Source organism: Aeromonas sp. CU5, from assembly GCF_002586745.1.
GTDB lineage: Bacteria > Pseudomonadota > Gammaproteobacteria > Enterobacterales > Aeromonadaceae > Aeromonas > Aeromonas sobria.
In genome coordinates, this window is record NZ_CP023817.1 from 2,665,529 (window position 1) to 2,689,979 (window position 24,451).

Genomic DNA, 24,451 nt, shown 5'->3' on the forward strand with positions numbered 1-24,451 from the left:
TTTTTTGCAATTGGATTAGCATATGCGCGACATCGGCCTACCAATTCTGTCAGGCGTAGAGAGTGATATGACGTACAAAAAGTTCGGTTTTTTGACTGCCATTATGGCGTTAAGCGGTTTTTATCTTTACACCCTCTATCTGGCTGCTCACCCCAACGTGAGCCTGGCCTACAAACTCTATTATCTGGAAGGCAAAACCCGCTTCTGGGAACACAACTCCAGCATGACCTATCAGCCAGGCAACGAGCTCAATCTGACCAAGCCGAGCCGCTTCCTCTCCAGCGAAGGCTGGGCCAAAAAGCCAAGCGATGCAGGCACCCTGCTCACCGGTCAAGGCGGTCTCTATTTTGTGCTGCCAAAACAGTCAGCCAATCCTGATCAACTGACGGTACACGCCCGCATCAACAGCCCGGAGGCTGGCGCCCTGCTGAAGGTGGCCTTGGGTCACGACTTCACCACCACGATTAAAATGGCCAAAGCGGGTATCAACGAGATCCGTCTCAGCCTGCCCGGTGACTCTCTTACCGCAGACCCCAAACACCCCAACTTTCTGGCACTATCGGCACCTACTCCAATCAACGTGGAGTCGGTACGTTTGACTGTTGCCCAGTGATCCTTGCGCCGAATACCATTTTATAAAAACAACTATCTCTAATAAGGACGTTCTTATGTCGCATCCAGATTTTCGACTCTCTCTGGTCGTTCCCGTTTATAACGAGGAAGAGAGTATCGATGCCTTCATCAACGCGATAGACAATGAACTGGCCCCGCTGAAAGACCAGCTTGAAATTGTATTCGTCAACGATGGTAGCCGTGACCGCACCCGTGAAGTAGTCGAGCAAGCCATTGCCCGCGACCCGCGCATCACCCTGGTCAACCTGGCTCGCAACTTTGGCAAAGAGGCGGCGATGACCGCTGGCCTGCATCAGGCCAAAGGGGACGCCATCGTGCCGATGGACGTGGATCTGCAAGACCCGCCCGCCCTGATCCTAGAATTTGTCAAACTGTGGCAAACCGGTGACTATGACACCGTCTATGGCATCCGGGTCGATCGCAGCGCCGATACCCCGATGAAACGCCTGACTGCCGGTGGTTTCTACCGTTTCTTCAACGCCCTCTCCACCAGCACCAAGCTGCCGGAGAACGCCGGTGACTTCCGCCTGATCGATCGCCGCGTGGTCGAGGCAATCAAGCAACTGCCCGAGCGTAACCGCTTCATGAAGGGTCTGTTCGCCTGGGCCGGTTTCCGTGCCGTTGGCGTCCCCTACGAGCGCCCTGCCCGTCACGCCGGTGAAACCAAGTTCAACTACTGGAAACTGTGGAACTTCGCCCTCGATGGTCTGCTCAGCTTCTCCAGCTGGCCGCTGCGAGTCTGGAGCTATGTGGGGGTAAGCGTCTCGCTGGTTGCCTTCCTGTACATACTGAAAATCATCACTCAGGTGCTCTTCTTCGGCATCGACGTACCCGGTTACGCCTCCCTGATGTCAGTGGTGCTGTTCCTCGGTGGTATCCAGCTGTTGTCGCTGGGCATCATAGGCGAGTACATCGGCCGCATGTTCGTGGAAGTGAAGCAGCGTCCCGTCTACCTCATCGAAGGTGTCTATGGCGAGTACGCCAAACGGGATGCCAATAAAAAGCCGGATGATGTAAAAGAGCAGCAAGAACAGCAGGAGCAAGCGCCTCAATGATCTCCCGCGAGGAATTCTGGCGGCTGGTACGTTTCGGTTTTGTCGGCGGGGGAGCTACCCTCGTCGACCTTGGCACCTCCATCGCACTGTTTCATACCTGGCCGGCCATGTCGGAGCATCTGGTAACGACCTTGGCCTTTGCCATCGCGTTCTGGTTCTCCTTCTTTGGTCACCGCTACATCACCTTCCAGAAGCAGGGAGCCGCCAGCAAGTTTCTGCTGGTCGCTCTCTTCTCGCTGGCGGTACGTAACCTGATCCTGAGCGGCCTGCTGTTTGCCGGGCTCTCCGGTCTGCTGCCGGTGGTCATCGCCACCCTGACCGTTACCGTCCTCACTTACGTTCTCTCTCGCGTCTGGGTTTTTGCCTGATGAATGATATGACCAATACCGCCCCGTTAACCGGGGCTGCCCTCCCCTATCGCCCGTCACTGCGCATCAGCGGCCGTGACTGGTTGATGATCATCGCCGCCTTCTTGCTGAGTCGGGTGGCGCTTTATGGCATGGGCTACTTCGGTGTCCAGCTCTATGGCTCCCCCGATATCGGCCCGCTGCAGGCCTATTGCCAGTTCGACTGCGTTTGGTTCCAGCGCATCATCGAAAACGGCTACGACCTCTACCCGCGCTGGCTGAGCAAGGGCAATGCGGCCAACTGGGCCTTTATGCCGCTCTATCCGATGGTCTCCGGTGCCATCTCCAACCTGTTCAATGTCGAGAGCCTGATCGGCCTCATCATTGTGGCCAACGCCTCTTTCTTCGCCGGTTTGGCGCTGATGTTGCTGGTGCTGCGTCAGCTCAAGCTCGGTGACGAGACAGCCCGCTTTGGCGTCTGGCTGCTCGCCTTCTCCCCCTTCTCCGCCTACTTCGTCTCCGGTTATACCGAATCGACCTTTATGGCGCTGATGCTGGGGATGTTCCTGTTCGCCTATCGGGAGCAGTGGCTGATGGTTGCTCTGCTGGGGGTCTGTATCTCCGGCACCCGTAACCTGGGAGTGATGATGGTCTTCCCGGTGCTGATCCTGGCGCTGCAGGCTTACGGCTGGCGGGAGTTTTTCCGCTTCACCGAGCGGGCCTTCAAGGTGGTATTCACCCTCTGGATGATCCCGTTCGGCCTGTTCGCCTACATGGTCTACCTCTATCACCTGACCGGTGATGCGATGGCGTTCAAGCACATTCAGGTGGCCTGGGGTCGCTACATGGACAGCCCGCTGGACTGGTGGCTGAGCGGATTCGAGCTGGGCGGCCGCAAGGCTTACCTCTCCATCATGGTGATCTTCGGCTGGTGTCTGAACGGCTACCTGTTCAGCCAGAAGCGCTGGGCGGAAGCGACCCTGATGTTTATCTGCTGCACCATTCCGCTGATGACCGGCCTCAACGCCATGCCGCGCTACATGTTCGGGCTCTACCCGACCCTGCTGGCCATCATTCTGCTGACCCATCGCTGGCCCGCCATCCGCCCTGCAGTACTCTGCCTCAGCGGCATGGTTGCCTCCTTCATCGCGGTGGCCTTCGTCAACTTCAAGTTCTTCACCGTCTGATTTTACGGCGATGCTTCGAACCTCAAATGCCGGTCACCTGACCGGCATTTTTTATCCGAAGATTTATCTCACTCCCGTCCCCGTCACACTTTCCACGGCTTGAAAACGTAACCATTTGAACTGATGTCACAAATCGGCATTTTGCCGATCCAAGGCTCTCTGTGCTCCTCCTAGAATGGGCCCTTGTCCGAACTGCCCTGCTCAAGGAATGGCTTATGCGTCGCGCTCCCAACTTATCCTCTCTCTGGCTTGCCCTGCTGGCCGCCCCGCTGTTCACCCAACAGGCGATGGCCGCCCCCGAGGTTCACCTCTATGTGAATGGCCAGCCGGTAGCGACTCCGATCGCGCTGGACAAGGGCACGGTGGAGCTGACCCATCCCCTTGCCAAGGGGAGCCACCAGATCCGCATCAGCGACGCAGGCAACAGTTGTGGTACCAGCTTTGGCCCGAGCGAGAGCAAACCGCTTCCCTTCGGCACCGCCCAGCCGATGGACACATGCAGCAAAGGGCAGAGCTTTAACCTGCGAGTGATGCTGGCGGGGGAGTATCAGTTCACCTTCAACCCGGATACCCCCAGCCTCAAGGTGCTGCGGGCAACCAAAAAGAGCGAATTCAAACGCCAGCCGCCAGATGAGCCCTGCATCAGCTGGGATGGCGGCTCGGTCACGGTATCCCTGAAAGGGGTTTGGCCCGACGGCACCCGACTGCGAGATGCCTACTCGAAACAAGAGGCGGTGGTCAAACAGGGCAAACTGACCCTGACCCCGAGCAAAGAGAGCGGCGGCCTGCTGCTGCTCGAACCGGTCAAGACAGCCAAGCCAGCGTCATTCAGCTGGGATCAGGCGAGCCTCTATTTCCTGCTGACCGACCGCTTCCACAATGGCGATCCCACCAACGACCACAGCTTCGGCCGCCAGAAGGATAGTCAGGACGAGGTGGCCACCTGGCACGGCGGCGACTTCAAGGGGCTGACCGAGAAGCTCGACTACATCAAGTCACTGGGCATGAACGCCATCTGGATCACCCCCATGGTGGAGCAGGTGCACGGTTTCATTGGCGGCGGCGAGCAGGGCAACTTCCCCTTCTACGCTTACCACGGCTACTGGGCGCTCGACTTCACCAAGATTGACCCCAACTACGGCGATGAAGAGAGCCTGAAGACGCTAGTGGACGAAGCCCACAAGCGCGGCATGCGGATCATCCTCGACGTGGTGATGAACCACGCCGGTTACGCTACCCTCGCCGACCTGCAGGATCTGGGGCTCACCGAGCTGACCCAGAACAGCGGAAAACTGCCGACCACCTGGAACCAGTGGCGCCCGAGCGGCGGCCTCAACTGGCATGGCTACAACCAGTTCATCGACTATCAATCGCCAGCGTGGAACAAGTGGTGGAGCGGTGACTGGGTGCGCGCCGGTCTGCCCGGCTACCCGCAGCCCGGCACCGACGATGTGACCGGCTCGGTGGCGGGGCTGCCGGACTTCCTCACCGAATCGACCAAACCGGTAGGGTTGCCGCCGCTGCTGGCGGCGAAAAAAGATACCAAGGCCAAGGTGCTGCCCGACGCCACGGTGAGCGACTACCTGATCGCCTGGCACACCGACTGGGTGCGCCGCTTTGGCATCGACGGTTTTCGGGCCGACACCGTCAAACATCTGGAGCCCGAGGTGTGGGCCAAGCTCAAGCAGGCGGGCACCACTGCGCTCAAGGAGTGGAAGGCCGCCAACCCGGACAAGGCCCTCGACGATCTGCCCTTCTACATGGTGGGCGAGGTGTGGGATCACGGGGTCGCCAAGGATTTCTGGTATCAGAACGGCTTCGATTCGCTGATCAACTTCGACTATCAGCGCGAGTTCGCCCTGCCCCAGGCCCAGTGCATGGCGGGCGCCGAGCCCACCTATGCCAGCTACGCCAGCCGCATCAATCAGGATCCCGAGTTCAACGTGCTGAGCTACATCAGCTCCCACGACACCAAGCTGTTCTTTGGCGACTATCAGGATGTGCCGCTGCAGCGCCGGGTCGCCAACAGCTTTATGCTGCTGCCGGGGGGCATCCAGCTCTACTACGGCGACGAGTCTGGCCGCGGGCTGGCCAAGGATGGCGGGGTGTTCGATCAGGCGTTGCGCTCCGATATGAACTGGCAGGAGCTGGCCAGCGGAGACAAGGCTGAGCTGGTCAAGCACTGGCAGCAACTGGGCCAGTTCCGCGCCGCCCATCCGGCCATTGCGGCAGGCAGCCACCAGAAACTCTCGGATGCCCCCTACGCCTTCGTGCGGGAGAAGGGGGATGACAAGGTGGTGGTGGTCTTTGCCGGTCGGCAGCAGTAACCCCGAAGCCACCTTCACCAGCAACAGAGAGGGGAGCCACTGGCGGCTCCCCTCTCTCGTTTATCCATCTGCCACGGCTCACTGTGACTGGCGCGCCGCCACCGGCCACTGCAACCGCGCCTTGACCAACATCTCTTGCCACAGGGGCCAGGCCAGCAACGCCTGCTGATAGGTTCCGGCCTGACCGGGCAGCACGATGCCGTAGCTGGCCAGCCGATAGGCCATCACGGCATAGAAGGCGTCGATAATACCCGCCTCGCCAAAGTAGAAGGGGCCCCGCGCCTGCGACCAGATCTCCTGCAAACGGGCCAGCTCGCCGACCGCCTCTACCGGAGGATCGATACGGGTTGGCGCACCAAGGAAGAAAGGAAGCAGAGAACGGATCTGGCGAAATCCCGCGTGCAACTCGGCGCAGAGACTGCGAGCCAGCGCCCGCTCGGCCAGCGAAACAGGATAGAGCTGGCGGTCGGGACAGAGTTCGTGAATATATTCGGCGATGGCCAGCGAGTCGTGGACCCGCCCCCCGTCATGCTCCAGCCAGGGCACCAGACCGGCCGGTGCCAGCCGATTGAGTCGCGCCAGCGACTTGGCATCCTCCAGATCGAACACCTGCTCCTGCCACGTCAGCCCGCTCATGGCGAGCACCAGTGCCGCCCGCATCGCCCAGGTGGAGCCTGTGCCCACCGCCAATACCAAGGATCCCATCTGTTGCCTCCTGCATGAGTTGCCTGCGACCAGCCTGTCTGCCCTGATGGCAACACATCCGATGGTCGCTTCACATTTGCGCACCGGCGGGTTTGACCCCCTTGGTGAGCGATGCTAGTTTGATTTTTCAAAACAATCAGTTAGCAACAATGTGAGCCATTAACCGAAATATGGACAGCCAATTTACCATCGTCATCGCAGATGACCACCCCCTGTTTCGGGGCGCCCTCTACCAAGCGGTGCACATGGCCATCAACGACGCTCAACTGCTGGAAGCGGACTCCATCGACAGCCTGATCAGCCTGCTGGGGGAGCACCCCGAAGTTGACCTGCTGCTGCTCGATCTCAAGATGCCGGGAGCCAATGGCTTCGAGGGGCTGGCCCACCTGCGTGGCCAATATCCCGACCTGCCCATAGTGGTGGTTTCCGCCTCGGAAGATGCGGCCATCATCCAGCAGGTGTTGCGGCTCGGGGCGCTCGGCTTTATTCCCAAGTCGGTACCGATGAAGGAGCTGGTCAACGCCCTCAATACGGTGATCGGGGGGGATAACTGGGTGCCGGAAGGCATCTCGCTCCATCCCGAATCGGAAGATGGCCCCGATTTCGCTAGCAAGCTGGCCAGCCTCACCCCCCAGCAGTACAAGGTGCTGATCATGCTGCGCGACGGCAGCCTCAACAAGCAGATCGCCTGGGAGCTCAACGTCTCAGAGGCCACCATCAAGGCGCATATCACCGCCATCTTCCGCAAGCTCGGGGTCAAGAACCGCACTCAGGCGGTTATCGCCCTGCAACAGCTCGATATCAGGGAGAGCTGAGCCCTCCAATCAGGCCCATATCACCACAACCTTCCGCAAGCTTGGGGTCAAGAACCGCACTCAGGCGGTTATCGCCCTGCAGCAACTCGATATCAGGGAGAGCTGAGACCCGCACGCGGCGACACATGCAAGATGAGATAGCCAGCCACACTGGCTATTTGTTGCTCGACAATTAGCACGATCGTACTTTATTCTGCCAGCGCCAACGAGGAGAACGTGATGAGCAAGGGGCGCCTGACCCGGGAAACCATTTTGCAGACCGCCTTTGAGCAGGCGAGCCAGCAAGGGCTCGAGAGCCTGACCATAGGCTCGCTGGCCAGCGCCTGCGAGATGTCGAAAAGCGGCCTGTTTGCCCACTTTCAATCCCGCGACAATCTGCAGATCGCCGTGCTGGAGTACGCCGCCGAGGTGTTTCGGCTGCGGGTGATCCAGCCGGTACGCCAGCAGGAGCACCAGAGCCAGCATGACAAGCTGATCGCCCTGCTGCGCGCCTGGCAGGCGTGGAACCACTGCTTCGCCGGACGCTGCATGTTCCTCGACGCCTGGACCTCGGCGCAGGATGGCCATGAGCAAACGAGCCAGGTGCAGCAAGCTGCCCGTCAACTGGTGCGTTTCTGGCTCGACTATCTGGCCCGTCAGGTGGTGCAGGGTCAGGCCACAGGCGAGTGGCGACAGGAGATGGATCCCTGGCGCGCCGTTTACCGCCTCTATGGCCTCTATCTGGCGGATCAGGTGTTCAACGACCTCGAACTGTGTCAGGATTCGGCCCACCACTTCTGGCCCGAGGTGGACGTTCTGCTGAGTAGCTGGCGCTGATGTTTTAGCATCCGTTCAACACGAATTTTTAAAAACTAATAAAAAAGCACGACCGTTCGCACATAAAAACCACAGGATGACCATGAGCAGCAAGATCTACTTCAACACCCGCCGCTTCAGCCCGAGCAAATGGCTGCTGGGGATCGGCACCCGGTTGCACCACAGATTCGCCCCCACCCATGCCAAGCGCACCGCCAGCAAGTTGCTGCTCACCCCCCAGCGCAACCAGCGGGATGGCAGCGAACCAGCCGGTTTGGTGACGCAGGCCGTCCATACCAGCGAAGGGATGCTGATGAGCTATCGGCTCGGTCAGGGGCCGCTGTGGCTGCTGATGCACGGCTGGTCCGGCAGCGCCAGCCAGTTTTATCTGCTGATGAGCCATATCGCCGCGCAGGGTTTCACCGCCATTGCCTACGATCATCCGGCCCACGGCCAGAGCGCAGGCAATACCGGCCACCTGCCCCGCTTCGTGCGCGCCTTCGACGAGCTAACGACCCAGTTGGCCAGCGAAGTGGGCCCCCTGCACGGGGTCATCGCCCACAGCATGGGGGGCGCCGTCACCCTCTCCAGCCGTCAGCCGGGTATTGATACCCTGCCGCTGCTGTTGATTTCGCCGGTACTCGACTATGTGCCCCAGCTCTACGGCATGGTGGCGCGATCCGGCTACTCCATCCGGCTGTTCGATGCGGTGGTCAAGGATATTGAGCAGGAGTACCAGCACCCCTTGAGCACGGTCGATCCGCTGGGGCGGCTCGCCAGCCGCAGCGGTGCGGTGATGATCGTGCACGACGAGGAGGACAGATTTGCCCCTCATGACGACTCCCTGCGGGCCAGCCAGGATGGCCATACCCGGCTGGTGAGCACCCGGGGACTGGGCCACGGTCGCATCCTCGCCAGCGCCCCGGTCTTTGCTGCGTTCAATCAACTGGCACGGCCGGAAAATCCTCACCGGGCCCTTTGACAGGGAGCCATGAAAAAAACGGGCGAGCGCCCATTTTTATATTTGATACAGCGCCTTATAGTTAACTTGTCAGTGGGAACGCCCCTCTCGGGCCAACAATAAGGCGCCAGCATATGGCCAGACCCAATACAGCGTTGTTGCTCACCGGTGGCGGTGCTCGCGCCGCCTATCAGGTCGGCGCCCTCAAGGCGATTGCGGAGCTCTACCCCCGCAATCTTGGCATCCCTTTTCCCATCCTGTGCGGCACCTCGGCGGGGGCCATCAATGTCACCGCGCTGGCCTGCTACGCCTCCTGCTTTCATCTGGGGGTGCGCAAGCTGGAGTGGGTCTGGCGCCGCTTCGAGACGCACCACATCTTCGATTTTCACCCCGGTCAGCTGCTGTGGCGGCTGATGTACGAGGGGTCGGCGGGGCTTATCAATCCCCACACCAACCACGCTTTTCAGCTCTTTGATAACGCCCCCCTGCGCCGCCTGCTGGATCAGCTCATCGACTATCACCGCATCGATGACAACATCCTCTACGGCAGTCTGGAGGCGCTGGCCATCACGGCGTCGGATTACGATGATGGCCTCTCCACCACCTTCTTTCAGGGGCGGGCCGAGCACCATCCGTGGGAGCGGGCCAGACGGCGTGGGGTACGCACCGTGCTTACATCGGAGCATCTGCTCGCCTCCTCGGCGCTGCCCTTCGTCTTTCCGGCCACCCGGATCGGCGAGAAGTTCTACGGCGACGGCTCCATCCACCAGCTGAGCCCGTTAAGCCCTGCCATCCATCTGGGGGCGGAGCGGATCCTGCTGATCACCCTCGATCCGCCTGAGCACTCGGCGCCCACCCATCATCACGGCCACCTCACCAGTTCCAATATCGCCAGCCATCTGCTCGATACGGTCTTTACCGACACCCTCAACTCCGATCTGGAGCGGCTGTGGCGCATCAACCAGACCCTGGACCTTATCCCGGAACGGGAGCGCAACCGCCTGCAGCTGAAACGGGTGGAGACCTGCGTGCTGAAACCGAGCCAGGATCTCGACACCATAGCGCTGACCTATCTGCACAAGCTGCCGCTGCAGTTGCGCCGCCTGTTGCGAGTGTTGGGCGTGAAAGGGGATGAGACCAGCAGTCTGGCCAGCTTTCTGATGTTCTATCCGGGTTACTGCCAGCAGCTGATCAAGCTGGGCTATCAGGACACCCTCAGGGAGCGGGAGCGGGTCGCCGCCTTCCTCGATATCGAAGGGCAGCCAAACGAGGGGGAGTAAACGGATGGTCGATGAGTGCGAGGGGACTCAGTGCCCCTCCAGCAGACGCTGCTCCGCCTGCTCCATCGCCACCACGGTACCAAACAGGATCAGCCGGTCACCGGCCGCCAACACCAGCTCGGGTCTGGGCTCCAGGCTCTGATCCCCGCGCTGCACCTCCTTGATCCGCACCTCATCAAGCGGCAACTCCCGCACCTCCCGCCCCACCGCCCACGCCTGATCGTGCAGCAACAGCGGGTGGAGACGTTCGAGCAGCTGATCCGCCTCCAGATTGCTGGCGCTCTGATCCCCCCAGTAGAAGCCGTGCAGGAAGCGATACTGGCTGCTGCGCTCCAGCTCCATCCGCCGGATCACCCGACCGATTGGGATATCGCAGTTAAGCAGCAGGTGGGAGACCAGCATCAGGGCCCCCTCCTGAGATTCGGGGATCACCTCAAATGCCCCCGCCTGCTTGTACTGCTCCAGAAAGCTGTCATCCCGGGTGCGCACCAGCACCTTGAGCTCCCCCGCCAATTCGCGGATCAGTGCCAGCATCGCCTCCACCCGCTTGCGGTCATCGAAGGTGATGATCACCAGCCGTGCCCGCAACAGCCCAGCGGCCAGCAGAATATCGCGGCGGCTGGCATCGCCGAAGGCCACCTGCTCCCCCGCCAGTTTGGCCTCGCTCACCCGTTCGGGGTCGAGGTCGAGGGCCAGAAAGGGGATCTCCTCGATCTTGAGGAAGCGGGCACAGGTCTGCCCGGCCCGGCCAAAGCCGGCGATGATGACATGCTGGTTCTTGCTCAGGCCCGACTGGGCCACCTCGGAGCGGGTCAGCAGCGCCGGATCGGTGAGACTGCGGGCCAGCGAGTGAGCCTGGGTCACCAGCCAGGGGGTCATGGCGATGGAGATGATGCCGATGCCGATCAGCAGGGAGACCAGCTGCTGATCCAGCAGGCCATGGTGGAGCGCCAACGCCAGCAGCACGAAGCCAAACTCCCCCACCTGACTCAGCATGATACCAGCGGCCATGCTGTCGCGCTTGCGCTCCCCCATCAGCCGCCCGGCCAGCAGCACCAGCAGGGATTTACACAGCACCAGCAGCACCACGCAGACCAGCACCTGCCACCATGCCCGCGCCACCAGCTCCCAATCCATGGCCATGCCGATGGTGATAAAGAAGAGCCCCATCAGCACGTCGCGAAAGGGCTTGATGTCCACCTCCAACTGATGACGGTAGTGGGACTCCCCCAGCATCATCCCCGCCAGAAATGCCCCCAGCGCCATCGACAGCCCGAGCGAGTGAGTCATGAAAGCGGCAAGCAGGGCCACCAGCAGGGCGCTCAGCACAAACAGCTCGTCGGAGCGGGCCCGCGCCACCTCGTGAAACAGCAGCGGCAGCAACCACTTGCCCACCGCCAGCAGGGTGAGCAAGGCAAACAACCCCTTGAGGGTGGCCCAGGCGATCTCGGCGGCAAGGGCGCTGCCCTGCACATCCGGTTGGGCCAGAATAGGGATCATCACCAGCAGGGGCACCACAGCCAGATCCTGAAACAGCAGCACGCTCACCCCCAACTGGGCGCGGCGGGTATGGAGCTGTTTCTGCTCACCGAGCTGTTTGATCACCACCGCCGTGGAGGAGAGCGCCAGCGTCCCCGCAACCACCAGCGACTGCGCCAGACCCAGTCCCCACCACCAGGCCAGTGCGAAAAAGAGCAGCGAGGTGAGCAGCACCTGCAGCACCCCGACCCCCAGCACCAGTCGCCGCATCGCCAGCAATTTCGGGAGGGAGAACTCCAGCCCCAGCGAGAACATCAGAAAGACGATCCCGAGCTCGGCAATGGTCTGCATGATCGACTGACCGGTGATCACCGCCAACCCGTGAGGGCCGAGCAATACGCCGGCAATCAGGTAGGCGAGGATCACCGGCAGCCCGAGGCGCCGGAAAGTTGCCACCAGCAAGACGGCGGTAAACAGCAGGATCAGCAGGTCTGTGTACAAATTTTCCTCTCCTTTTTATCGACTTAAGTCTAGTCAGCCGATGTGGGCGGAAGGAAAGATATATTGGGCATGCCAATTGCAAGCGACGAGTAGGAAAGTCGTTAGATACACAGGTGAAAGACCATGGAAAATACATCGTCACTTAATGGCTTTAGTCATGGCATCGAGCAGTGGGTTCGCCAGATGGAGCGGCTCACACCGCTGCCCAGCGTGGAACGCAACCAGTTGCTGGAGCAGTTGTTGGGGCAGAGCGATCTTGGCGGTTTGCTGACAACTTTTGCCGATCGTGCGGCAAAAATTGTCAGGATCCATGGTCTTTACCTCGACTGTGGCCAGCCCCATGTGCTGATCCAGCACCCGCCGCTGGCCACCCTCAACCTGCACAACTATCCGTTCGAGCTGCGCGGTCAGCACAGCCAGCTGCTGGGTCAACTCCACTACGAGCTGGAGCATCCGCTCAGCGGCAGCCAGCAACGGGTACTGACGCAATATCATCAACTGCTCTGTCTGCTGTTGCCCCTCTACCTGCGGCTGGAAAAACTGGATCAACTGGTACGGCTCGATCACCTGACCGGCCTTGGCAACCGATCCTACTTTGACGAAGCCATCGGCCGTGCCATCGAGCAACACAGCCGCGAGCCCTACGGTCTGGTGCTGGTACTGCTGGATCTCGATCGCTTCAAGCAGATCAATGACACCTGGGGTCATCCGGTGGGGGATCTGGTACTGAGCCGCTTCGCCCAGCTGCTCAAGGGGTGTATCCGCAGTACGGATCAAGCCTTCCGGCTCGGGGGGGACGAGTTTGCCCTGCTGCTGCAACCGGCCGACCCTGAGGCGTGGCGCCCGGTCTGGCTGCGATTGCAGCATATGTTGATGACCAACAAGGAGCTCAGCACCTTCTCGGTCGGATGCAGCCTTGGCGCCGCCAGCTGGCAATCGGGCATCAGTGTACAAAGCCTCTACGAGGCGGCAGACAGCCACCTCTACGCCCGCAAAAAAGCCGGCAAGGCCAGTCATCAGGAATAATCCCGAACTCTTCTTTGCTCCGGCACATGTGCATCATGTGACCGGAGCTTCTTTTTTTGGGGCTAACCACCGCTCACACCGATATCAAGTCAGGGGAGATCCCGCTCGGGCAGAACCGGGGCGGCACCGCGCTCCTGCCAGCGGCAAACCAGCCCGGCCCCCTGCGCCATAAAGCCGTCGCAGACAAAGAGCCCCACCACCGCCGCCACCTGCTCGCCATAGTAGAGGATGGGGATACGCCCCCGCTGCCACGAGGGAACGCCATACTCCTGCAGCAGCTTCTTCATCCGCCGACTACCGCTTCGCCCCACCGGTTTGAGGGGGATCCCGGGCGCCACCTGAAAACGCACCGAGAGCGGCTCATCCGGCCGGGGGGCACGCAACTGCCCCTCGCCGCGCTCCGCCATGCGCACCACCAGCTCGCCCAGCCCCTCTGGCAGGGTCAGCGGCTCACCCACAATCAGCGGCAACACCTGATGACAGGGTTGCAGGTCAGGGCTCACCAGATAGAGCCGCTCATGAAAACGGCGGCAGCTCTGGCGCCCCCAGTTGAGCTGGGGATTGGCATCGCCGCGCGCCAGCGCCACTTCCTGCCAGAGCCGGGCAAGCTGCTCACGGGATGGCATCTCGCCCCCCTGACGGCGGATCCAGTAGCGCAGCAGGTTGTTGCGCCGGGTAGGAGAAAGGTCGAGCAGCGGGCCGATATGGAGCGCCTCCCCCTCGCCCGCCAGCTGCCAGTCACTCTCGGCCAGCTCGTCCAGCAGCGCCTCCTGCTCGGCGCACAGGGCCATGCTGCGCGCCGCGGTCTGGGCCATGGCGGGCCAGCGCGCCTTGAGCTGGGGGATAAGCGTCTGGCGCAGAAAGTTGCGGTCATAGCTCACGTCCTGATTGCTCTCATCCTCCACCCAGCCAAAGGGAAGAGTGGCCGCCGCCTCAGCCAGCTCGGCGCGACTGACATCGAGCAGCGGGCGCAGCAACAGGCCACCGGCAAAGGGCTGGCTTGGCAGGATCCCCGCCAGACCACGCAGACCGGCACCGCGCTTGAGGGCCAGCAGCAGGGTCTCCAGCTGATCGTCCTGATGGTGGGCGGTGAGCAGCCACTCCCCCGCCCGCATCCGGGCCGTCAGCCGCTGGTAACGGGCGGTGCGGGCCTGCGCCTCCAGACTCTCGCCATTGTCGCGGGCAAGGGTCACCCGCTCGACCAGCAGCGCCACCGCCAATTGCTGACACACGGCTTCACAGTGAGCGACCCACTCATCGGCATGGGGGCTGAGGCCGTGGTGCACGTGCAGGGCGCGCAGCACAAGGCCGTGCTCGCGGGCATACTGCGCCGCCAGCACCAGCAGCAGGGTAGAGTCGAGACCACCGCTAAAGGCCACCAGCAAACCGGCGGAACCTTCCGGCTTAGGCATAGTCAGACTAAAGCGAGAATAAAGATGAGAAATCATAGGCTTCCCCAAAACAGACCGGCCGAATCTTAGCAGAGTCAGGCTTATCAAGCTGCCCCCCTGCTGCTAGAGTGAGGCTCGCTCCCCCTCAGCACCAAGCAGGCAGGCCGCCAAGCAAACGAACCGACAGGCAAAGCGTTCGAACCGCATGTCGGAGCAATGAGGATGGGCTGGGAAGCAAACAACCCGAATTGGAATCAAACAAGATGAACAATAAGAAAAGCTTACTGGCCGGCCTGATTGGACTGGCCCTACTGGCTGGCTGCAGTCAGGCACCGCAAGAATCCCCCAAACACTCCGGGCTGGCGCTGGCCAATATGGATACCCAGGTCAAACCCGGCGATGACTTCTTCCGCTACGTCAATGGCAAGTGGCTGGCCACCGCCAAGATCCCCGATGATCGCCCCGCCGATGGCGCCTTCTACATGCTGCGGGATAAATCCCTCGCCGATGTGCGGGTGCTGGTCGAGGGGCTGGCCAAGCAGGATGCCGCCACAGGTACGCCGACCCAGCAGATCCGCGATCTCTACGCCAGCTATCTGGATCAGGCAGGTCGCGATGCCAAGGGGCTCACCCCGCTAGCACCGGCGCTGGCCGATATCGACCGGATCGGTGATCAGGCCGCACTGGCCCGCGCCTTTGCCCAATCAGGCCGCATGGGCGGCGGCGCGCCGTTCGGCATCTGGATCGACGCCGATGCCAAATCCCCCGACCGCTATGCCGTCCACCTCTATCAAGGGGGATTGGGGCTGCCGGATCGGGACTACTACCTCAAGCAGGATCCCGACAGTCAGGGGATGCGCCAGAAGTACCAGCTGCATATCGCCGCCATGCTAAGCCGCCTCGGGGAGTCTGACCCGAGCGGCAAGGCCAAGCGGATTCTGGCCCTCGAAACCCGGCTCGCCACCATCCAGTGGGACAACGTCGCGCTGCGGGATCGGGAGAAGAACTACAACAAGCGCCCCGCCAGCGAACTTGCACGGCTCGCCCCTCATCTCGACTGGCAGGCCTATCTGAACGCGGCGGGCATCGCTGCCCAGCCGGATCTCATCATCGGTCAGCCGACCTATCTGAGCGCGCTGGATCAGGTGATGGCACAGACCCCCATCGCCGACTGGCAGGCCTACCTCAAGTGGCAACTGCTGACCGACTACGCCCCCTATCTCGACAGCGAGACCGACCGGGCCAACTTCGCCTTCTACGGCACCACCCTGAGCGGCACGCCCAAGCAGCGCGCCAGCTGGGAGCGGGCACTGGGGGTGCTGAACGATCATCTGGGTGAAGCGGTCGGCCAGCTCTATGTGGCCCGCTACTTCCCGCCAGCGGCCAAGGAGCGGATGGAGCAGCTGGTGGAGAACCTGCGCACCGCCTACGGTCAGAGCATCAAGGAGCTCGACTGGATGTCGCCCGAGACCAAGACCCAGGCCCTCGAGAAGCTGGCCAAGTTCCGCCCCAAGATCGGCTACCCCGACAAGTGGAAGGATTACAGCGCCATCACCATCAAACCGGATGATCTGGTGGGCAACCTGCAACGCTCGCAAGCCTTTGAATACGCAGATAGTCTGGCGCGCCTCGGCAAGCCGGTCGACCGGGACGAGTGGCACATGTCGCCGCAAACGGTGAACGCCTACTACAACCCGAGCAACAACGAGATCGTCTTCCCAGCGGCCATTTTGCAGCCCCCCTTCTTCGACATGACGGCGGATGATGCGGTCAACTACGGCGCCATCGGCGGGGTCATTGGCCACGAGATGGGCCACGGTTTTGATGATCAGGGGGCCAAATCCGACGGTGACGGCATGATGCGCGACTGGTGGACACCGCAGGATCTCAAGGAGTTCCGCTTCCGAACCAGCCGTCTGGTGGCCCAGTACAACCGCTTCGAGCCCATCAACGGCCAGTTCGTCAACGGCCAGTTCACCCTGGGGGAGAACATCGGCGATCTGGGCGGTCTCACCATCGCCCACAAGGCCTACGAGCTGTCGCTGGATGGCAAGGAGGCGCCGGTGCTGGATGGCTTTACCGGCGAACAACGCTTCTTCCTCGGCTGGGCTCAGGTGTGGAAGGGGATGTATCGCCCCGAACTGATGCAGATGCTGCTGCGCTCCGACCCCCACTCGCCCCCCGAGTACCGGGTCAACGGGGTGGTGCCGAACATTCCCGCCTTCTATGAGGCATTCAATATCCAGCCGGGGGAGAAGCTCTATCTGCCACCCCAGAAGCGGGTGAAGATCTGGTAACAGCATCACGGCGGGCTCCCGTGGTAGCCCGCGCTCAACAGACAGCAAGAGGTTGCAAGATGAACAGAGCATTGATGATCGCAGGGCTGCTGGCCCTGCCGCTGGCGGCACAAGCACAAACACAAGCCGAAGAGGGATTTAGCAAGCAGCTGACCCTCCCATCCGGGCAGGTGATCCGGGTAGCGCAGGGGGCCGGTGAACCCGCCTCCATCGGCAGCTATGACGTGCGGCTCTATTCGGGTCAGAATGCCCAATTTCCACTGGATGAGTTTCAGGATGGCAAGGTGATGGCCCGCAACGGCTTTATCCGGGAGCTGAAACTGGTCGATTTGAATGGCGACAAGCAGCCCGAGCTGGTGGTCATCATCGAGAGCGCTGGCAGCGGCAGCTATCAGGATGCCGATGCCTACACCGTCACTCCGCAAGGGGAGCTGGAGATCTTCAATCAGGTCAAGGAGCTGGAACCGAAAGAGGATGTGATCAAGGCGCTCAAGAGCCCACAGGACTGAGTCTCTCCCCGAATCTGAAACGTAAAAAGCCCTGATTATCAGGGCTTTGTTGTTTTTACCGTTGGCGTAACAGCTCAGAGACGGGTCGCCCGGATGGAGACCTGCGGCAGCGCCATCTCGTGCTGGGCCGCCACCAGTTGCAACTCGTAGGCCCCCGCCAGCCAGGTGCGAGCCAGCACTGCATCAACGCTGGCGTTGGTAAGCTCGAACGCCGCCACCGGGGTGCAACCGGCCAGCAGATTGGCCAGCATGGTGGCGCTTAGCAGATCCCCCACCCCGATAGGATGGCGGGCAAAAGGGTAGAGCGGACGGGAGAGGTGAAAAGCCCCCTCCTCGCACACCAGCAGCATCTCGAAGCGATCCATGGCGAATCCAGCCTTGCCCAGATGCTTGACCATTACCAGCTTGACCCCTTGTGCCCGCAGCTGCTGGCACGCCTCGATGGCCTCCGGCACATTGCGGATATCGCGGCCGGTGAGCTGTTCCAGCTCCAGCAGATTGGGGGCCAGCATATCGGCACAGGCCAGTGCCCGGTGTTTCAGAAAATCGGCGACGCCGGGTGCCACTATGCACCCCTTGTCCGGGTGACCCATCACGGGGTCACAAAAATAGAGGGCGGCCGGATTGAGCGCCTTGAGTCTGGCCACCGCCGCCAGGATCTCCTCCCCCTGTTCGGCCGAACCGAAGTAGCCGCTCAAGATCGCATCGCACTCGGCCAGCACGCCGATCTCCGCCAGGCCGTTTACCAACTGACGGATATGGCCGCCGGGCATCACCATCCCCTGCCAGCCTTCGCGGTATTGGGTGTGGTTGGAGAACTGCACCGTGTTCATCGGCCACACCTCGATCCCGAGGCGACGCATGGGAAAAACGGCGGCGCTGTTGCCGGCACAGCCAAAGACTACGTGGGATTGAATGGAGAGCACTCGCTTCATGGTTGGCGACTCACGCAATAAGAACAGGAATTCCGGAGGGAAAAACGGGCCTTGCGGCCCGTTGTTGTGACTTTCGATGATTGTCACTTTCGATGGTTGTCACCGTCGATTAACACAGCACCTTGACGGTGTAGCTGCCATCGGCCTGACGATAGAGGCCGTGGATATCGGTCTCGAAGCCCGGGTAGTGGGCACCGATCTCGCACAGCATCTCGAGGAACTCGAGCACCGGCAGAGAATCCTTGGTCACCATCTCGCCCGGCAGTACCAAGGGTACTCCCGGCGGGTACGGCAGTATCATGTTGGCGCTGATGCGGTCAACCATGTCACGCAACGGCACCTCTTCCAGATTGCCCGCCAGCTCTTGCTGCCATGCGGCATGCGGGGTCATCTTCATCTCCGGCAGCACGTCAAATGCCTTGAACATCAGCTCCGGCAGACGGTATTTGCAGGTCAGATCGTGGATGCTATGGGCCAGCGCCTGAATGCGCATCCCTTCGTAGAAGCTCGGGTCTTCCCGATAGAGGCTCGGCAGAATGTTCTTGATGGTCAGGTTCAGATCATAACCACGCTTGAACTCGGTCAGGGCACGCAGCAGCTGCATCGCCTTGGACTGATCGATACCGATAGAGAACAGGAACAGCATGTTGTAAGGACCGGTCTTCTCCACCACTATGCCCCGCTCGTCCAGGAACTTGGAGACCAGTGAGGCAGGGATCCCCTTCTCCAGCAGCTTGCCATCACGACCCATACCCGGAGTCAGCAGGGTGACCTTGATGGGGTCGAGGTACATGTGGTCATCGTCGATGCCGTTGAAACCGTGCCAGTCATCTTTCGGATCCAGCTTCCAGCACTCGACGGTGTCGATGTTGTCCGGCTGCCATACGTCGAAGAACCAGCCTTCGCTCTGATCACGCAGACGCTTGATCTCTTTGCGGAAGGAGACGGCGCGATCGATGGAGTCCTTGATCAGACGCTTGCCGGTGTTGCCCCGCATCATGGCGGCGGAGATTTCGGTAGAGGCCACTATGCCGTACTGCGGCGAGGTGGAGGTGTGCATCATGAAGGCTTCGTTGAAGGTCTCTTCCTCCACGTCACCCTTGATGTGGATCATCGAGGCCTGGGAGAAGGCTGCCAGCAGCTTGTGGGTGGACTGGGTTTCGTAGAACACCTTGCCCGGCATGGCTTCGCCGCTCATGCCGCACTTGCCCTCATAGATCGGGCTGAAGTTGGTGTAAGGCACCCAGGCACTGTCGAAGTGAATGTACGGGGTATCCAGACTCTGCTTGATGAAGCCGGTGTTGTAGAGCAGGCCATCATAGGTAGAGTTGGTGATCACCGCGTAACGCGGTGCCTGGGCACCCGGGGTGGCGGCGACCTTGGCCGCTATGGTCTCGCGGCTGAATTCGCTCTGCGGGATACCGCCCAGAATGCCGTAGGCGTTGCGGGTCGGACGGAAGTAGATCGGGGTCACGTCGTTCATCATCATCAGGTGAGTGAGCGACTTGTGGCAGTTGCGGTCAACCAGCACAGTGCTGCCTGCCGGGGCGGAGAACATGCCGACGATCTTGTTGGCGGTGGAGGTGCCGTTGGTGACGATATAGGAGCGATCAGCGTTGAAGGTACGGGCGATGTACTCTTCGGCTTCCTTGTGCGGACCTGAGTGATCCAGCAGGGAGCCCAGCTCCGGCATGGAGATGGAGACGTCAGCCTTGAACGCGTTCGGGCCGTAGAAGTCATAGAAGATACTGCCGGCCGGGCTCATCTGGAAGGCGGTACCGCCCATGTGACCCGGGGTACAGAAGGTGTATTTACCCTCTTCCACGTACTTGAACAGCGCCTTGGTGAACGGCGGCAGGATGGCGTCCTGATACTCCTGAGTGGCCTGACCCATCTTGAGGGCGATGTCGTCGGCCATGCCGAGACGGTACTCGAAGAAGTGCACGTTCAGACGCAGGTCGGTCAGGTGAATATCCAGAGTGGACTGGTCGTTGGCAAAGGCGAAGATCGGCAGCTTCTCGTTGCGATCGTGGATCTCCTTGCACAGGCCCAGGGAGTATTTGTCCCAGTCGAAGATGGCGCCGCAGACGCGGGGGTTCTTCTCGATCAGTTTCAGCAGATCGGCCACATCGACCGGATAAACAACCTCGAAACCCTTGCGTTCGAGGGAGGCTTGCAGCTGGCGAATGGGTTCTTCTTTAAAGAACACGCCCAGGTGGTTGAGGATGGCAATGATATTCATCTTGATGCTCCACACGTAGAGGGGCGCTCTCCATCAGGGATGGTGAGTGAAGAGCGCTCGGAAAAGGAAAATGGAATTAGTGGCTGGCTTGCTCTTTGAGCAGGGCGTCGTGCTGACGCAGCCCCTGTTTTTTGGCGTAGAACATCAGGATGATGAGCGACACCACGAAGGTGGCAGTGAGGTTGGAACCCTGGGCGCCCATCAGGGCCACCAGACAGAAGACACAGGCAACGCCGGAGAAGATCATGGTGCCGATACTGCGGGAGGTCATGCCCTCGAAGCGAATGAGGTTAATGCTGGAGTAGAAGTAGGGCAGCATGGTCAGCAGCACCGCATCTGTGGTCAGCACGTTGAAGAGATCTGCAGCGTGAGCGGACTGGGAGGTGAAGGCGGTCAGGCCGATCATCAGGGCAGTCATCTTCAGGGAGCCGAGGATCAGACCCTTCTTGGCGACGCCGTTCTTGTCCAGTTCGCCGTAGATTTTCGGGAAGTTGCCATCGTTGGCGGCACGCTTGCCCGCCTCGCCCACCAGCATCATCCAGGAGCCCAGCGAGGTGAAGCAGGCCAGCGCGGTGAAGGCAGAGACAAACGGCGCAGACCAGCTACCGAAGATGGCGGAAGAGGCCATGGCAAACGGGGCGCCGGAGGCAGCCACTTCACCGGCCGGGAACATGCCGCTGATCACTTGGGTAGAGAGGATGTAGATAACACCCGCGATACCGGTACCCAGCATGGTGGCGAGCGGTACGGTGCGCTTGGGGTTCTTCACCATGCCGGAGGAGACGGCGGCAGACTCGACACCCACGAAAGACCAGAGGCAGATCAGCACGGCGCTGATGACCGCATGCAGGTCACTGCCGCTGGTAGTGTTCCAGTTCTGGCTGTAGACGCTGGTATCAAAATGGCCCCAACCCATCACCGCAGTACCGACAACTGGCAGCAGGATCAGCACCAGACCCAGAGTACAGAGTCGGCTCACCCAACTACCGCCAAGCAGGTTGACGAAGGTGAAGATCCATACGGCAGCGATGGTGGCTGCGGCGGCAGGGATCGGGCTGTTGAGAATGGGGAAGAACACCGAGAGGTAGGAGACGCCGGTAATGGCGATGGCCAGGTTACCGATCCAGTTGGCGTGGTAATAGAGCACACCGGTCTGGAAACCGAACACCGGAGAGATCTCGCCAGCGTAAGCAATGGGGCCACCCTCTTGCGGGTTCTTGGTAGCAAGGCGGGCGAAGACGAAAGCGAGGCCCATGGCGCCTACCAGACAGATTGCCCAGCTAAAGACAGAGATGGAGCCGATGGTGGCCAGTGCCGAAGGCAGCAGCGCGATGCCACTCCCCATCATGTTGCCGGCCACCACACCTGTACAGGCGATAAGGCCAATCTTCTTGCTCGTATCGAGGGACATAAGATCTCCGGTTCTATAAAAGGTCGGGTCGTCACATACACATTTGGCGGAACGCCCCGCCAACGAATGGGCACAGACTAGGCCTCTCATCCCCGTAAAACATAAAGACCAGCTAACGGATAAAAATATGAGGCAACTTTTTTCATCGCCTCATCGCTTTCTATAAAAACCATTTAAAAACAGTAGCTTGAAATCAAGGCGCGCCGCCACCTTGATAAAACCTTGATATCCGGCCAACCCGTTTTTGCCCCTTGATAACCCCTTTATCTCGCCGCCTTGATATTTTTGGCCAGATAAACCCGGGATAACGAGGCTCCCATTGCGCCCACTCCCCTTGTAGCCATCCGAACGCCCTGCGGGCCATTGCCCTGAGTGGCCGCTCACCTCCTGTTTGACCCTCCGCTCGTCTCATCGCCATCCAGATGAAGAGGCAAAGCTAAGTGGCGATAACTGGTAAGCAGTGAGCAGTGAGCAGTGACGGACATCTTATCCCGCCGCCAACTATGGGATGACGGCACGGGCAGTCGCGTGGCACAAAGCCGGTCAAGCGCGAATGCAGCAAATGCCGCGATAAGGCAAATGGGGATAGTGGTGGAATAGCAGGAGATAAATCGGGCAGCACCAAAACGGCCATCCCAATGGCAGGCAGCAGGATTGATACAGGCAGAAACAACACAGGCCGCCAGAAGGCAGCCTGTGGATGGAGCCAGCAACGGGGCTGGCCGAGGGAAAACAAGAGCCGCAGTGTTAGAAGAGCTTCACCTTGCTCTGGCCCAGCGCATTGAACAGGGCCGGAGTGAGGCTCTCCATATTGCTGTAGAAACCGAGCTGCTGGCAGAGCAGATAGGTCTGCTCGGTCGCCTCCATCAGGAAGGCCTGACTGTAGGCATCCCCCGCCGCCTCGGGGCGACCGCCCAGCTCCGCCAGCTTGCCCTGCAGTATGTAGTAGAGCACCGAGCGGCCACGACTCGCCGCCTGCTCCAGCAGATAGTCGGCCTGCTGTTGCTGGCTGTTGAGGATCGCCTGCAGGGTCAAAGCCTCCCACACCCTGGCAGGCAGGGCGCCGCTGTTTTGCACCACGCTGGCAAGATGGGTGCCGATCCCCTGCAGCCGCTCGCTCTCGGATTTGCCCGCCAGGGTCGCCAGCGCCTCGCCAGCCAGATAGCGCTCCGCCAGCAGCAGCGGCTGATCAGGATGGGCAATCAGCGCCTGCTCCAGCAGATCGATGCCCCGCTTGAGGGCCACCGGATCCCGGCTGTTGGTGTAGTAGTGGGCCTCCATCAGTGCCATCAGCGAGGCATCGTCGGTGGGCCAACCCATCCCCGGCTCGGCATCCGGCTGGTCGAGGGCGCGCAGCAGATCCTGACTGCTCGCCTGCAACACCCCGTGCACATTGTGGCGGCTGAGCTGGTATTGATGGCTGAACAGCACCCGGTTGGTGTTGATATTGCGGTACTCCAGATCGAGATAGGTGCCCCGGGGCTGGCGGGTGACCCGCACGCTCAGCTCCTTGCCGGGCATGATGCCCCCCATCAGGTTGGTGGCGCCATACTGCACCCGCAGCGGCGTGGCCACCGCCACCTCCCCCATCAGAGCGCGGGTGATGCCATCGGCCAGACGCACGTTCTCGTTGTTGTCATCCATGCCGGAGTGGAAACGGAACACCAGCAGATTGGGATCCAGCATGGCGTGCACCTGGGGACTGGTGTGCTGGTAGCTGAGCATGCTGACAATGGCGATCAACACGATGGCAACGAAGATATCGAAACTCACCATCTTCCAACGGCTGCGAGCATCCTTGGCATGGGTGGAGATGGCGCGGGTCAGGGGCCCGGCGGGAAAAGGGGCGACATTGGGCAGTGCATCATCATCCTGATCAGCCGCGGGCGGGCTCAGGTCAGAGAGAGTCGGGTTGTCGGAGATAGCGGTATTGACCGCAGGCGCGGGCTGCTCATCCGCCATCACCACAGCAACCACCTGCTGCGGCCGCACCGGCGCCACCAGCTTGTAGCCGCGCTTGGGCACGGTGACGATATAGTCGGTCGCATCGGTGCGACCATCTTTGAGGATCTTGCGCAGTTCGAAGATGGACTGGGTCACCACCTGATCGGTCACCTCGGCGCCATCCCACACCTCGTTGATCAGGGCATCGCGGCCAAACACGGTACCGGCATTGTGGGCCAGAAACCGCAACAGATTGACCAGTCTGGGTTCGAGGTAGACCTCGCGGTCGGGGCGACACAGCATGTTGTCGTCAACGCTCAGGGTCCAGTCGTGGATCTCAAAAACCGATTCGCTCATGATTCACTCGCTGCAGATGGTGACAATGCACGATGAGAGTGACGCAAAACCCGGACTGACTGAACGGAACAGGGCGCTGCCAGCAGGGAAGCGGCAGAAAAGGGAACCGGAACAGTGAATATCGCTGTGAGTCTGTCTGGCCAGGCCATCCTGTTTACGTCAGAAGGGCATCCTTGCGGGCATTCCGACCATCGGGATCGGAAAGGAGCACTTTAAGCAAAACGGGAGCTGGATCCCACTTTTTTTGGCTATAA

The 24,451-nt window shown here is 60.9% G+C and carries 19 protein-coding genes; 12 read left to right on the forward strand and 7 right to left on the reverse strand.

Features of this window, described 5'->3' with window-relative positions; all coding sequences use genetic code 11:
* The first annotated feature begins 67 nt into the window (after nt 1–67).
* The 5 genes from CK911_RS11675 to CK911_RS11695 all read left to right on the forward strand — a co-directional run bounded on the left by CK911_RS11675 (nt 68) and on the right by CK911_RS11695 (nt 5,549).
* A complete protein-coding gene (locus tag CK911_RS11675; RefSeq protein WP_068978754.1) occupies nt 68–613 on the forward strand; it encodes a hypothetical protein in 546 nt (181 codons plus the stop codon).
* Between the two features lie 55 nt (nt 614–668).
* Nucleotides 669–1,688, forward strand: a complete 1,020-nt coding sequence (locus CK911_RS11680; RefSeq protein ID WP_098970104.1) for a glycosyltransferase family 2 protein — start codon at nt 669–671, stop codon at nt 1,686–1,688.
* On the forward strand, nt 1,685–2,056 hold the full coding sequence (locus tag CK911_RS11685; RefSeq protein ID WP_098970106.1) for a GtrA family protein: 372 nt from the start codon (nt 1,685–1,687) through the stop codon (nt 2,054–2,056). Before CK911_RS11680 ends, CK911_RS11685 begins: the two co-directional genes overlap by 4 nt.
* Nucleotides 2,056–3,222 carry a hypothetical protein gene (locus tag CK911_RS11690; protein WP_098970109.1) on the forward strand — a complete coding sequence of 389 codons (1,167 nt, stop codon included), beginning with the start codon at nt 2,056–2,058 and terminating at the stop codon, nt 3,220–3,222. Before CK911_RS11685 ends, CK911_RS11690 begins: the two co-directional genes overlap by 1 nt.
* 215 nt (nt 3,223–3,437) lie before the next feature.
* Nucleotides 3,438–5,549 (forward strand): alpha-amylase, encoded by a 2,112-nt coding sequence (locus tag CK911_RS11695; RefSeq protein WP_098970111.1) that lies wholly within the window; start codon nt 3,438–3,440, stop codon nt 5,547–5,549.
* 78 nt (nt 5,550–5,627) lie between these two features.
* On the opposite strand, the gene CK911_RS11700 is transcribed toward CK911_RS11695, so the two are convergent.
* On the reverse strand, nt 5,628–6,254 hold the full coding sequence (locus CK911_RS11700; RefSeq protein ID WP_098970113.1) for a glutathione S-transferase: 627 nt from the start codon (nt 6,252–6,254) through the stop codon (nt 5,628–5,630).
* A gap of 170 nt (nt 6,255–6,424) precedes the next feature.
* Between CK911_RS11700 and CK911_RS11705 the strand changes: the two genes are divergently transcribed.
* The 4 genes from CK911_RS11705 (at nt 6,425) to CK911_RS11720 (ending at nt 10,105) form a co-directional block, all read left to right on the forward strand.
* On the forward strand, nt 6,425–7,069 hold the full coding sequence (locus CK911_RS11705; RefSeq protein ID WP_098970116.1) for a response regulator transcription factor: 645 nt from the start codon (nt 6,425–6,427) through the stop codon (nt 7,067–7,069).
* A gap of 219 nt (nt 7,070–7,288) precedes the next feature.
* The gene (locus CK911_RS11710) at nt 7,289–7,885 is read left to right on the forward strand and encodes a TetR/AcrR family transcriptional regulator (protein WP_098970118.1); all 597 of its coding nucleotides are present in this window, start codon (nt 7,289–7,291) and stop codon (nt 7,883–7,885) included.
* An 82-nt stretch (nt 7,886–7,967) separates the two neighbouring features.
* The gene (locus CK911_RS11715) at nt 7,968–8,846 is read left to right on the forward strand and encodes an alpha/beta hydrolase (protein ID WP_098970120.1); all 879 of its coding nucleotides are present in this window, start codon (nt 7,968–7,970) and stop codon (nt 8,844–8,846) included.
* 113 nt (nt 8,847–8,959) lie between these two features.
* Nucleotides 8,960–10,105 carry a patatin-like phospholipase family protein gene (locus tag CK911_RS11720; RefSeq protein WP_098970122.1) on the forward strand — a complete coding sequence of 382 codons (1,146 nt, stop codon included), beginning with the start codon at nt 8,960–8,962 and terminating at the stop codon, nt 10,103–10,105.
* Nucleotides 10,106–10,132: 27 nt separating this feature from the next.
* Here the strand turns inward: CK911_RS11720 and CK911_RS11725 are convergent, their stop codons facing one another.
* Nucleotides 10,133–12,085: a monovalent cation:proton antiporter family protein gene (locus tag CK911_RS11725; RefSeq protein WP_172954011.1), complete on the reverse strand. Its 1,953-nt coding sequence runs from the start codon at nt 12,083–12,085 to the stop codon at nt 10,133–10,135.
* 123 nt (nt 12,086–12,208) lie between these two features.
* On the opposite strand from CK911_RS11725, the gene CK911_RS11730 reads away from it, so the two are divergent.
* Nucleotides 12,209–13,111 (forward strand): GGDEF domain-containing protein, encoded by a 903-nt coding sequence (locus CK911_RS11730; RefSeq protein ID WP_042020479.1) that lies wholly within the window; start codon nt 12,209–12,211, stop codon nt 13,109–13,111.
* A gap of 89 nt (nt 13,112–13,200) precedes the next feature.
* On the opposite strand, the gene tilS is transcribed toward CK911_RS11730, so the two are convergent.
* Nucleotides 13,201–14,559 carry a tRNA lysidine(34) synthetase TilS gene (gene tilS, locus CK911_RS11735; protein ID WP_098970125.1) on the reverse strand — a complete coding sequence of 453 codons (1,359 nt, stop codon included), beginning with the start codon at nt 14,557–14,559 and terminating at the stop codon, nt 13,201–13,203.
* Nucleotides 14,560–14,765: 206 nt separating this feature from the next.
* Here tilS and CK911_RS11740 point away from each other — a divergent pair, with 206 nt between their 5' ends.
* Together CK911_RS11740 and CK911_RS11745 are read left to right on the forward strand one after the other, a co-directional pair.
* Nucleotides 14,766–16,799: a M13 family metallopeptidase gene (locus CK911_RS11740; RefSeq protein ID WP_172954012.1), complete on the forward strand. Its 2,034-nt coding sequence runs from the start codon at nt 14,766–14,768 to the stop codon at nt 16,797–16,799.
* 59 nt (nt 16,800–16,858) lie between these two features.
* Nucleotides 16,859–17,308 (forward strand): PliI family lysozyme inhibitor of I-type lysozyme, encoded by a 450-nt coding sequence (locus CK911_RS11745; RefSeq protein ID WP_098970129.1) that lies wholly within the window; start codon nt 16,859–16,861, stop codon nt 17,306–17,308.
* A gap of 74 nt (nt 17,309–17,382) precedes the next feature.
* Here CK911_RS11745 and pdxY read toward each other — a convergent pair whose 3' ends face one another.
* The 4 genes from pdxY to cadC form a co-directional block, all read right to left on the reverse strand.
* Nucleotides 17,383–18,243: a pyridoxal kinase PdxY gene (gene pdxY, locus CK911_RS11750; RefSeq protein WP_098970131.1), complete on the reverse strand. Its 861-nt coding sequence runs from the start codon at nt 18,241–18,243 to the stop codon at nt 17,383–17,385.
* A gap of 109 nt (nt 18,244–18,352) precedes the next feature.
* On the reverse strand, nt 18,353–20,485 hold the full coding sequence (locus CK911_RS11755; protein ID WP_098970133.1) for a lysine decarboxylase CadA: 2,133 nt from the start codon (nt 20,483–20,485) through the stop codon (nt 18,353–18,355).
* 76 nt (nt 20,486–20,561) lie between these two features.
* Nucleotides 20,562–21,896, reverse strand: a complete 1,335-nt coding sequence (gene cadB / locus CK911_RS11760; RefSeq protein WP_042020473.1) for a cadaverine/lysine antiporter — start codon at nt 21,894–21,896, stop codon at nt 20,562–20,564.
* A gap of 747 nt (nt 21,897–22,643) precedes the next feature.
* Nucleotides 22,644–24,197 (reverse strand): lysine decarboxylation/transport transcriptional activator CadC, encoded by a 1,554-nt coding sequence (cadC, locus tag CK911_RS11765; protein ID WP_098970135.1) that lies wholly within the window; start codon nt 24,195–24,197, stop codon nt 22,644–22,646.
* Nucleotides 24,198–24,451 lie beyond the last annotated feature (254 nt).

What these genes read in the sequence shown, in the direction of transcription:
- CK911_RS11675 (WP_068978754.1), top strand. Translation starts at nt 68, where the DNA reads ATGACGTACAAAAAGTTCGGTTTTTTGACTGCCATTATGGCGTTAAGC.
- tilS (WP_098970125.1), bottom strand. Translation starts at nt 14,559, where the DNA reads ATGATTTCTCATCTTTATTCTCGCTTTAGTCTGACTATGCCTAAGCCG.
- cadB (WP_042020473.1), bottom strand. Translation starts at nt 21,896, where the DNA reads ATGTCCCTCGATACGAGCAAGAAGATTGGCCTTATCGCCTGTACAGGT.
- CK911_RS11690 (WP_098970109.1), top strand. Translation starts at nt 2,056, where the DNA reads ATGAATGATATGACCAATACCGCCCCGTTAACCGGGGCTGCCCTCCCC.
- CK911_RS11730 (WP_042020479.1), top strand. Translation starts at nt 12,209, where the DNA reads ATGGAAAATACATCGTCACTTAATGGCTTTAGTCATGGCATCGAGCAG.
- CK911_RS11700 (WP_098970113.1), bottom strand. Translation starts at nt 6,254, where the DNA reads ATGGGATCCTTGGTATTGGCGGTGGGCACAGGCTCCACCTGGGCGATG.
- CK911_RS11705 (WP_098970116.1), top strand. Translation starts at nt 6,425, where the DNA reads ATGGACAGCCAATTTACCATCGTCATCGCAGATGACCACCCCCTGTTT.
- CK911_RS11685 (WP_098970106.1), top strand. Translation starts at nt 1,685, where the DNA reads ATGATCTCCCGCGAGGAATTCTGGCGGCTGGTACGTTTCGGTTTTGTC.
- CK911_RS11740 (WP_172954012.1), top strand. Translation starts at nt 14,766, where the DNA reads ATGAACAATAAGAAAAGCTTACTGGCCGGCCTGATTGGACTGGCCCTA.
- CK911_RS11745 (WP_098970129.1), top strand. Translation starts at nt 16,859, where the DNA reads ATGAACAGAGCATTGATGATCGCAGGGCTGCTGGCCCTGCCGCTGGCG.
- pdxY (WP_098970131.1), bottom strand. Translation starts at nt 18,243, where the DNA reads ATGAAGCGAGTGCTCTCCATTCAATCCCACGTAGTCTTTGGCTGTGCC.
- CK911_RS11715 (WP_098970120.1), top strand. Translation starts at nt 7,968, where the DNA reads ATGAGCAGCAAGATCTACTTCAACACCCGCCGCTTCAGCCCGAGCAAA.
- CK911_RS11755 (WP_098970133.1), bottom strand. Translation starts at nt 20,485, where the DNA reads ATGAATATCATTGCCATCCTCAACCACCTGGGCGTGTTCTTTAAAGAA.
- cadC (WP_098970135.1), bottom strand. Translation starts at nt 24,197, where the DNA reads ATGAGCGAATCGGTTTTTGAGATCCACGACTGGACCCTGAGCGTTGAC.
- CK911_RS11695 (WP_098970111.1), top strand. Translation starts at nt 3,438, where the DNA reads ATGCGTCGCGCTCCCAACTTATCCTCTCTCTGGCTTGCCCTGCTGGCC.
- CK911_RS11710 (WP_098970118.1), top strand. Translation starts at nt 7,289, where the DNA reads ATGAGCAAGGGGCGCCTGACCCGGGAAACCATTTTGCAGACCGCCTTT.
- CK911_RS11680 (WP_098970104.1), top strand. Translation starts at nt 669, where the DNA reads ATGTCGCATCCAGATTTTCGACTCTCTCTGGTCGTTCCCGTTTATAAC.
- CK911_RS11720 (WP_098970122.1), top strand. Translation starts at nt 8,960, where the DNA reads ATGGCCAGACCCAATACAGCGTTGTTGCTCACCGGTGGCGGTGCTCGC.